The sequence below is a fragment of the Clostridium sp. 1001270J_160509_D11 genome (assembly GCF_015667935.1).
In the GTDB taxonomy this organism is placed as follows: Bacteria; Bacillota; Clostridia; order Peptostreptococcales; family Peptostreptococcaceae; genus Intestinibacter.
The window spans coordinates 1-9,990 of sequence record NZ_JADPET010000111.1 but is presented as its reverse complement, the minus strand read 5'-3'; the positions used below and the strand labels follow the sequence as shown (position 1 = coordinate 9,990).

The 9,990-nt window shown below is 29.8% G+C and carries 8 protein-coding genes; 5 read left to right on the top strand and 3 right to left on the bottom strand.

Annotation, left to right across the window (positions count from 1 at the left end):
- The first annotated feature begins 272 nt into the window (after positions 1–272).
- From I4U58_RS10245 to I4U58_RS10235, 3 genes are all read left to right on the top strand, one after another.
- Complete coding sequence (locus tag I4U58_RS10245) at positions 273–911, top strand: corrinoid protein (RefSeq protein ID WP_195931241.1); 639 nt, start codon at positions 273–275, stop codon at positions 909–911.
- Positions 912–964: 53 nt separating this feature from the next.
- A complete protein-coding gene (locus I4U58_RS10240; protein WP_195931239.1) occupies positions 965–2,341 on the top strand; it encodes a methyltransferase MtaB domain-containing protein in 1,377 nt (458 codons plus the stop codon).
- Between the two features lie 216 nt (positions 2,342–2,557).
- The gene (locus tag I4U58_RS10235; protein ID WP_195931237.1) at positions 2,558–3,487 is read left to right on the top strand and encodes a GTP-binding protein; all 930 of its coding nucleotides are present in this window, start codon (positions 2,558–2,560) and stop codon (positions 3,485–3,487) included.
- A 120-nt stretch (positions 3,488–3,607) separates the two neighbouring features.
- Here I4U58_RS10235 and I4U58_RS10230 read toward each other — a convergent pair whose 3' ends face one another.
- Entirely contained in the window at positions 3,608–4,846 is a 1,239-nt protein-coding gene (locus I4U58_RS10230) for a PocR ligand-binding domain-containing protein (protein WP_195931235.1), read from the bottom strand.
- 478 nt (positions 4,847–5,324) lie between these two features.
- Here I4U58_RS10230 and I4U58_RS10225 point away from each other — a divergent pair, with 478 nt between their 5' ends.
- Positions 5,325–7,571, top strand: coding sequence for a S8 family serine peptidase (locus I4U58_RS10225; protein WP_195931233.1), 2,247 nt, complete (start codon positions 5,325–5,327; stop codon positions 7,569–7,571).
- Between the two features lie 264 nt (positions 7,572–7,835).
- On the opposite strand, the gene splB is transcribed toward I4U58_RS10225, so the two are convergent.
- Both splB and I4U58_RS10215 read right to left on the bottom strand, forming a co-directional pair.
- Positions 7,836–8,858 (bottom strand): spore photoproduct lyase, encoded by a 1,023-nt coding sequence (gene splB, locus I4U58_RS10220; protein ID WP_195931231.1) that lies wholly within the window; start codon positions 8,856–8,858, stop codon positions 7,836–7,838.
- Positions 8,859–8,924: 66 nt separating this feature from the next.
- Positions 8,925–9,239, bottom strand: a complete 315-nt coding sequence (locus I4U58_RS10215; RefSeq protein WP_195931229.1) for a hypothetical protein — start codon at positions 9,237–9,239, stop codon at positions 8,925–8,927.
- A 124-nt stretch (positions 9,240–9,363) separates the two neighbouring features.
- Between I4U58_RS10215 and I4U58_RS10210 the strand changes: the two genes are divergently transcribed.
- On the top strand, positions 9,364–9,690 hold the full coding sequence (locus I4U58_RS10210; protein WP_195931227.1) for a phage holin family protein: 327 nt from the start codon (positions 9,364–9,366) through the stop codon (positions 9,688–9,690).
- Positions 9,691–9,990: the final 300 nt, after the last annotated feature.

Here is a 9,990-nt window from a genome sequence, read left to right as displayed (position 1 = left end):
ATATAAATAAAATTTTTAAAAAATAATAAGCCTTAAATGTTGTAATTTCAATATTTGAGGCTTATATATTAAAAAAGCTAAAAGGTTTAATAAAAAACAATATAAATTACAATAATTATATTTTAAAAAATACTATTATTTAAGTATAAAAGATAAACAAATCACAAAGAAAGTCAAAAGCATAAACAAAACTTTCTAATATGACAACACGAATCATCATTAAGTAGATTTTAATAATAGTATTTTAATAATTTGGTTAGGGGGAAGGATTTATGGAATTAAGAGAACTTTCATTAGCAGTACAAAAAGGTAGTGGAAAACAATCAAAACAATTAGTTAAAGAAGCTTTAGAACAAGGTATAAAACCTGCTGATATATTAAACGATGGTTTGATTTCTGCAATGGGTGAAATAGGCGATAAATTTAAAGAAGGACAAATATATGTTCCAGAAATGTTAATCGCAGCTAAAGCAATGCAAGCTGGACTTAAAGTTTTGGCTCCATCTCTAAAAGCTGAAGGTGTTGAACCAATAGGAAAAGCAGTTATAGGTACTGTAAAAGGGGATTTACACGATATAGGTAAAAACTTAGTTAAGATGATGATGGATGGCGCTGGTATAGAAATGGTCGACTTAGGTGTTGACGTTCCAGAAGAAAAATTTGTTGAAAAAGCTGAAGAAATAGGAGCAGATATAATTTGCTTATCAGCTTTACTTACAACTACAATGCCGGCAATCGAAACTACTATAAAAGCATTTGAAGAAAAAGGAATTAAAGATAAATATATATTCATGATAGGCGGTGCTCCAGTTTCAGAAGAATACGCAAAACAAGTACATGCAGATTACTATACTACTGATGCAGCAGCTGCAGCAGATGTAGCTAAAAATGTACTTAAAGCTAAAAAATAATATAGGCGTTTAAACAATCTGAAAAATAAATAATTATATTGGGAGGAACGGTTATGAGTATAAAATTTAATAAATTGGCATACGATTCAGTTGATGATTTTGTTTATGGTTCTTGTAAGAAACCAGTAACAACTAAAAGCGGTTTAATAATAGGTGGTGGCGAAGTTTATCCAGAATTAAACTTCACATTGCCATCAATGATAGTTAATGAAGATAGTATAAAAGATGCATACCAAATATACAAAGATATGACAAATGGTATATTAAATAGAGCTAGAGAATTATATGCACCAGGAGTAGTTATAGAATATGAAACTCTTCCTGAATTTACTGAAAATCCTAAATGGGGTATTGAAGTAAGTAAGATCATAGTAGATACTATGAAAGAATACGAAGCTAAATACGGTCTAAAATCTGCTTATAGAGCTACTCCAAACGACTTAAGAGAGATGAATAGACCTCCAATTATGAGAAGCGGTAAGTATTGGGAAGCTATGATTGAAAGCTTCGCTGGTTGCTCACAAGCTGGCGCTGACTTTATCTCTGTTGAATCTACTGGTGGTAAAGAGTTAAACGACGAAGCTTTAGTAAATGCAGATATTAAACAAGTTATATTTGCACTTGGAGTTTGTGGATGTAGAGATATGAAATTCTTATGGAAAAACATAGCTGATATTTGTAAAGCTAATGGCTCACTTCCAGCAGGGGATTCTGCTTGTGGATTTGGTAATACTGCTATGGTACTTGCTGAAAGAGGTATGATACCAAAAGTATTTGCAGCAGTAGTGAGAGTTGCTACAGTTGCTAGAGCTTTAGCTGCTTTTGAAGAAGGAGCTGTAGGCCCATCTAAAGACTGTGCTTATGAAGGTATTTATCTAAAAGCAATTACAGGCTCTCCTATATCTTGTGAAGGTAAATCAGCTGCTTGTGCTCACTTATCTCCAATAGGTAATATAGCAGCTGCTGTAACTGATTTATGGTCTAATGAATCTGTCCAACAAGTTAAATTATTAGCTGAAATGGCACCAGTTGTATCTATAGAACAATTAATTTACGATACAAGACTTATGAATACAGCTACTAAGAAAGGATTTAGAAGAGAATTTAGAGATTTACTTGCTGAATCTGATGCACGACTTGATCCTCAAGCTTACGTATTAAAACCACAAGTTGTATTTGATATAGCTGGCGAATTAGTCAAAGCTGAAAATTCATTTGAAATGACTAAGTTAGGTGCTAAACTTGCTCTTGATAAGATAACTGAAGCTGTAAATAGCGGTGAAGTTTATGTAGAAGAAAGAGAAAAGAAATGGCTAGATATCATAGGAAATCAAATTGAAGATATAGCAGATGATGAATTAGAATTTTATGACGATATGCAAGATGAATTAGATATGGATAAATTTATACCAGCTGAATACGGCTTATAAATTTTAATCTAATATAAATTAAAATAAATCTTATAAATAAAAAGCTTATAATTTTAAACTAAATAAACTTAAGCTGTCCCAAAGTAGCCATCTCAAATTTTGGGGCAGTTTCTCTATATATTACAGGAAAATTATTTTTAAATTACAGGATAGGCGTTTAGGTTTTAAAAAATGTTTTAGGGTGGTTAAATCTTTTAAATAAGGGTGGTATGGCTTATGAAGGTAAAATTAGATATTGTATCGGGATTTTTAGGAGCAGGAAAGACTACTCTTATAAAAAAACTTGTGACTGAAGGTTATAGGGACGAAAAAATCGTCGTCTTAGAAAATGAATTTGGAAAAGTAGGAATTGATACTGACATACTCAAAAATACTGGTGTCGAAGTAGAGGAAATAACAGCAGGATGTATTTGCTGTAGTTCGTCGGGGGATTTTCTCTCTTCAATAGAAGATATAATAAATAAATTTAATCCTGATAGGATAATTGTAGAACCTACAGGTGTCGCAAAATTAAGCGAGATATTAAGAGCGTGTAACGATTTTAAATTTAAAAATCTATTTAAAATCAATAATATTATCTCTGTATTAGATGTAAAGCGATTTGACTTTGTATCTTCATACTCCAAGGTATTTGTGGACGATCAAATTGTAGTATCAAAAACTATTGTTTTAAGCAAAAATACAGGTGTTGATATAAAATATATTGAAGGGATGTATTCGTATATCAAAAATATAAATATAAATGCAAATATTATAAACGAAGATATTTACAATATAAGTGGGCGAAATTTGATTGAAGCTATTGAAAATAAAATACAAGACTACGACATGTTAAAAATATTAGATAAACTAGATAAGGACGAGACGAGAAATCCATATCATTTTTCTACATTGGAATTTAAAACAAAGAAATCTATAGATTATAGCGATATAAAGCTCATCTTTAAGTGTTTTGAAGATGAGGATACTTATGGCAAAATCGTAAGGGGAAAAGGGATTTTGCAAAATAGAGATAAAAATTGGTACAAATTTGATTATGTTGAAAATGAAATAAATGAAGAAAGCTATTATAAAGAAGAAAGTGGAGCGATTTGTATTATAGGATACAAATTAAACAAGAAAAATATCTTAAATTTATTTGAATAAAATAAGTTAAAAACAAATATAGCTTTTAAATAATTTAAATTTATTTATTTTAATTTTATTTATATCTTTTTAAAATAGACTTTTCTTATGAAATAAGTTATAAGGAAAGTCTATTTTATATTATCCATTTTGACGATATTGTTTAGGAGTCATTTTCGTCAAGTTTTTAAATACTTTTGAAAAATAGCTTTGATCTTCAAAGCCGACTTCCATAGCTATTTCTACTATAGAAGAATCAGTATTTTTAAGTAGCAGTTTGCTTTGCTCGATTCTTATTTTATTTAAATAATTTGAAAAGCTTACGCCTACTTCTTTTTTGAATACACTCGAAAAATAAGACGGGTTTAGATGTACTATATTAGCGACTTTTTCTAAATTTATATCTTCGTTGTAATGTTCATTTATATATGATATACATTTTTGGATTAATACAGGGTTTTTAGACTCGTTAAAGTTAAATACATTTTGAGTAAAGCTATCTAGCATGTGAACAACCCAATAAGATAAATCTTCGATATTTTTTATATTTGATATTTTATATAAAAACTTGCTATTTAAGTCTATTATCGTATTTGAGTCGGCTCCGCCGTCTATAGACGCCCTAGACAACAATGTGCAAAGCTCTAATGTCTTTGATTTTATTACATTTATATTGTTTCCTGAGGCAAATAAAATACGACCTATCATATCGTTTAGGATATTTTTAGCTCCTATAACGTCCCCATTTCTAACTTTTAATAATAATTCCTTTTCTGTTTCATAAGAGTAAAATTCTACATTTTGCTCATCTTTAATAATCTGTATTTTTTCATTTAAATCAGATTGATGAGAAGCTATTAATCTCTTTCTTTCAAGCTCTTTTTTCTCATCACTTAAAAGACTATAAACTACAATAAACAACAAGTTGCCTAGATGCCTAACTCTTGTAGGGTCTATAACTTGAATACTTCTTATTTTAGATTCTACCATCCCAAGATATTTTAAATCTATATTGAATTTTTGCATAATTTCAGAAATCATAAGTTCATCAGAAAAATCCATAAGTATAGGACCAGCTAGCACAGAACCTCTAAATACACCTTTTTTTATAACTGGAACAGTATAGTGAATAAGCCCAGCAGGACAAAAGAATGTATAAGCTTCTCCTAACGCTTCTGATTGTTTAGCTGCATATAGATGAGTTTGAGAACAGGGGTTCATATCTCCTGTAAACTCTTTGAAAAATTTGCAAAAAGGTTCTTCATTCCCAATTGAATACACAGAACTTCCGTTTTCATCTAGTAAGACAAGTGGAATATTAGTAGAATAAGAATATGTAGTTAGTGCCTCTTTTAAACTTTCTAAAAATTTTTCTTTCATTACACTTATCACCACAACTTCATATTTTAATTACTTTAATTTATATAAAAAATTCACTACGTTCATATCGCCAAGGACTTCGTCCGTTGCTTAAAAATCGCTTTGCTCATGACGCCAACGAATCGGAGATTACGTTGCTTAAAAATCGCTTTGCTCATGACGCCAACGACTTCGTCCGTTGCTTAAAATTCGCTAGAATTAAAAAAGTTATCTTCTTACTATGTATAAATTTTTAAGTGAATTTCATTTTATATATCCTATAAATAAACATATTATTATACAATTCGATTTTTGCAATCTAAATCCCTTCTTAATTCAAATTATATTTTTAATAAAGTTAAAGATAACTCTTTAGTAAAATATTTATAAATCTTAAAAATGTTATGATTTCGTGATATAATGTAAGGAAAAATTTATAGATTTTATACAATATAAGATGTATATTATCTATAATGACTAAATGATAAGGGGGATAGAGATGATATTAAACAAAAAATTTATACCACTGTTTTTATCTTTATCACTAGTACTTCCTAATATAGGACCTATTTATTCTTATGCTGAAGTAAAGGCAACTTTTAAGAAGGAACAAAAAAAGATTGAAACAGAAAACAATCAAAAACAAAGAGTATCAAATCAACTAGAAGATAAGTTTGATTTAGAAAAAGTATCAGGAAGTTATGTGGCAAAACACATAAATAAATACAACTCTAAAGAAAACTTTGAGTATGCTGTAAAAGAAGTTTTAAATTATTATTATGACAAAGAACAAAGTAAAAAGATAAATCAATTTAAAGCAGTTATAGACTCTAGGGCAGATGATTTAATAAAAGATTACGAAGATGCATCAGAAGAAAAACAAAGTGATGAAGAGTTAGGTTATAAACCTGGTGAAGTCATTGTTGAATTTGAAAATGATGTAAATAAAGAGTTAAAAGAAGCTGTTGTAGACAATCTAGACGGAGAAATAGAACAGCTTATGGGAAAAAATATAGGTGTAGTCGATATATCAAACTCTGAAACTGTAGATAAGGCGATAGAAAACTACGAAGACAGTAGTTTTATAAAATCAGTACAGCCTAATTTCTCATATAAAACTACGTCTAGCTCTAGTACATATAAAGCTACAACTAGTACTAATGATGAGTACAGCAAGGCACAATACTATTTAAAAAGTTTAAAAATATACGAAGCTTGGGACTACTTAAAAGACTACAAAACATCTAAAGTAAAAGTAGCAGTACTAGATACTGGTATGGATGTAAATCACCCTGACTTAAAAAGCAATTTATATCTTGCAGTAGATGCTGAAAACAACTATTCTCAACTTACTAAAGATAAAAACTATCATGGGACGCATGTATCTGGAATATTGGCAGCTACAACTAATAATGCTATCGGTATTTCAGGTATTGGAAACAACAATATAGAGCTTATGAATATAAATGTATTTTGGGGAAACAAAAACAGCGCAGAAGCTTTTACAAGTGATATTTTAAACGGATATAATTACGCCGTTAAAAAGGGCGCACAAGTTATAAATATGAGTCTTGGTAGATTGGTAGACGATAATTTTTATGAAGATGCAGATAAAGAACAAGATAAATTATTAGAGAAGGCTATAAATAACGCCAAAGCAAAGGGAATTGTCACTGTTTGTTCAGCAGGTAACAACAACAGCACTATGAAGTTTTATCCTGCTGATTTTGACTCTTGTATATCTGTAATAAATATAGATCAAAACGACCAAAAGGCGGCTGATTCAAATTACGGAACTAAAAAGGATATATCTGCATATGGAGTAGATATATACAGCACAATTCCTTATACCAATGGACAAAGATATATGTATGACAGCGGAACATCTATGTCAGCGCCAATAGTGTCTGGTATTGTTGCTATGATGAAGTCTAAAAATCCAAACGCTACAGTAGACGAAATAAAATCAGCTCTATATTCTACGGCTGACGATATAGGTAGACCGGGAAAAGACAGTTATACGGGATACGGCAAGGTAAATGCCTTAAAAGCAGTAAAAGCTATAGGCGGTGGAACACTTATAAATAAACAAAATACAAGTACAGACAACAAAAACAATACATCTGTACCTAATAAAAATAACACTACAAATAATAAGAATAACACCACTGTCGACAAAAATAATAATATAGCTAATAAAAATAATACAACTGTAAACAAAAACAATGCTACAACTAATAAAAATAATACGGTAGCTAAAAAGAATATGGCTACACTTACGATAAATACTTTAAATTCATCTAGTACATATATAAGCGGTAAGGCATTAAGCTCCGCTACTATTAAAGTATATAACTCAAAAGGCAAGGTTATAGCTTCTGGCAAAGCTTCAAATAATAAATACAGTATTAAAATACCTAAGCAGCCTGGCGGCTCTACTATAAAAGTAGTAGCTTCTAAGACTAATTACAACTCAAAGAGCGCTACAACTACAGTATTAAAACAATTTGGCTCTTTAACATGTAACAATATATATAAAACTAGCACGAGTATAAGTGGAACAGGAACAAAAAACGCCACTATAAAAGTTTATGTAAATAAAAAGCAAGTGGGAAAACAGACTACAGTAAATTCTAAAGGAAAATACAAGGTGTTTATTCCAAAACAAAAGAAAAATACTGTGATAACTATTCAAATGTCTAAATCAGGATATGTTACGAAGAGTATTAATAGGACTGTAAAATAAATAATTTTAAAATGTAAATAGATCTTTACTTAAAATTATTAAATGACATAAAAATAATAAAAATCCCCCTATATAGAGTGTTCTACTATATAGGGGGATTTTTTAATTCTAATGAAAGCTAATTTAAAGAAATATACAAAATCGCCCTCGCCATGAGCGAAGCAAATTTAAAGCAACAGCATCTTCGATTTGTTGGTGCTATGAGCGAAGCGAATTCTAAGCAACGGAATCTTTGATTCGTTGGCGTCATGAGCGAAGCGAATTTTAAATCACATATTTTATAAAGCTATCTGGAAAAATCTCTTTAATCTCTTTTTTAAAGAAATCCTTCATATCGTCTAATTCTTCTTTAGAATATACGTATTTGCCGTATCCAAATTGACCGTATTTAAATTTTCTATCATCATCATTCATAGGCAATGTAGTCTCTGGATATATTTCGTTTATTCTATTTTTTGCTTTTGTAGTGTATCTATGAGATATCACTTCAAATATAATGCTTTGATTAAAATCTTTTGGGAGTTTTTCTTTTATACTTTTAATTAAATCTCTGTATTCATCTTTCCAATTTTCATAAAGAAATACGGGTGCGATTATAAAACCTATTTGGTATCCTGCATTAGCTACTTTTACAGCAGCTTCAATTCGCTTGCTGGCAGAAGCTGTATAATGTTCGTAAATGTCGATTATTTTTGGTGTATTTATGCTAAATCTAATTTCTGTGTGGTTGTTGTGGTTTGCATCTAATAAACTATCTACATCATTGTATTTAGTCACAAATCTAAAGCGAGCTTTTTCTTCTGCTCCCATAAATTCTATCGTTTTTCTCAAAGAATGAGTATAGGGTTCAAGTGGTATAGGGTCGGATGTCGCCGCACCTTCAAATATAGTTACAGCAGGCGATCTTTCGTCTATATATTCTTTTGCTTTTTTTAAGATATCGTCTATATTGACAAACACCCTTATATAAGGCTTATCGCCTAATTGAGTATTTAGATAGCAGTATTCACATCTTCCCATACAGCCGCTGACTAAAGGCAGTTGATAATTTGCAGATGGCTTACATGTTTGAAACTTTAGACTTTTACGATAACCGACGACTAATGTCTCTTTTCCGGATCTGTATTGTTCATATAAGTTGTCTCCAGGGATATTGCTTTTGATTCTGTTAGAACTTGCATTTATAATTTCAACATTTGGAATGTCTTTTACTTTATTGAAGATATTTTGACCTATTTCAGTATCTAATGAACCTTTTTCAAATATAACCCTTTTAGGAATAAACATTATATCACCTCTTAATACGTTTTTCTTTTATTGTTTGTTTATTTGAATTTTAAATACAGATAAAAATTATAAATCTTTAGGTACTATAACGCCCAATCTTTTGGAGTTTTTTATGGCTTCTTGTGTATTTACTTTTATATGAAATAAGGTTTGGTTGTAATCTAAAATTATGTTTTCTTTTGATGTTGCTTTTGGAATATCTTTATTTAAACAGATATATTTGTAAATTTCTCCTTCTAATGCCTCTTTTATAGATGTATAACAATCGTCTAAGTTATCGTCATATACTGTAACTTCTTCAAAGTCGTATATTCTAATTTCGTAGTCATCACTACTGTGATTTATTATTATTGCTGGAAATTCATAGTTTTCTTCGTACATAATACCCCTCCTAATTATTATATAAGTTAATTATGGCAGTTTTATGTATTTTTTGTCAAATTTTCAAATAATGTGGAGCATTATTATTTTTTTTGAATAGAATATAGTAAATGGGGTGATATTTATGGATTTGAGTCAATATACTCAATATATGGTTCCATTGGTTATTGGTTTTTGTATGTGCATAGGTTATGTAATTAAAACAAGTTTAGATTTTATTCCCAACAAGTATATTCCTTTGATTATGCTAATGGTTGGGGTAGTTATAAATGTATCACTAAATGAGAAGATTACAGCAGAAATCGTAATTGCAGGAGCATTAAGTGGTCTGGCGAGCATTGGTACGCATCAAACATGTAAATGTTTGAATCGCCGAAGAGAAGGCTGCAATGAAAACAAAGCAGATAAAAAAGACATACAAAAGAAACAAGATGAAGATCTTAAAAATTGACAAATGAAGTAATATGTAGTAATTAATCCAAATTCGATTACTATTATTACTATAAAAAATAAATTTAGGGCCTACATTGTATGATCTGATATAAGAGCACTAAATGGTGTAGGTTCTTCTTAATAAGTATATTAAATGGAAAATGAATATCTTAGAAGCCAAATTTTTAAAATATTACTCCATTGTTTACATGCCTATACAGTATTTTATAAAAAATATAGCGACAACGACTTCGTACGTTGCGAAATTAAAAAATCTTTATTTTTTAAATAAAGATTTTTTTGTTATAGTTGTAAAATA

Excerpts from the sequence above, each read along its gene's own strand:
- I4U58_RS10245 (WP_195931241.1), top strand. The coding sequence starts at position 273 with ATGGAATTAAGAGAACTTTCATTAGCAGTACAAAAAGGTAGTGGAAAA.
- I4U58_RS10215 (WP_195931229.1), bottom strand. The coding sequence starts at position 9,239 with ATGTACGAAGAAAACTATGAATTTCCAGCAATAATAATAAATCACAGT.
- I4U58_RS10240 (WP_195931239.1), top strand. The coding sequence starts at position 965 with ATGAGTATAAAATTTAATAAATTGGCATACGATTCAGTTGATGATTTT.
- I4U58_RS10210 (WP_195931227.1), top strand. The coding sequence starts at position 9,364 with ATGGATTTGAGTCAATATACTCAATATATGGTTCCATTGGTTATTGGT.
- I4U58_RS10235 (WP_195931237.1), top strand. The coding sequence starts at position 2,558 with ATGAAGGTAAAATTAGATATTGTATCGGGATTTTTAGGAGCAGGAAAG.
- splB (WP_195931231.1), bottom strand. The coding sequence starts at position 8,858 with ATGTTTATTCCTAAAAGGGTTATATTTGAAAAAGGTTCATTAGATACT.
- I4U58_RS10225 (WP_195931233.1), top strand. The coding sequence starts at position 5,325 with ATGATATTAAACAAAAAATTTATACCACTGTTTTTATCTTTATCACTA.
- I4U58_RS10230 (WP_195931235.1), bottom strand. The coding sequence starts at position 4,846 with ATGAAAGAAAAATTTTTAGAAAGTTTAAAAGAGGCACTAACTACATAT.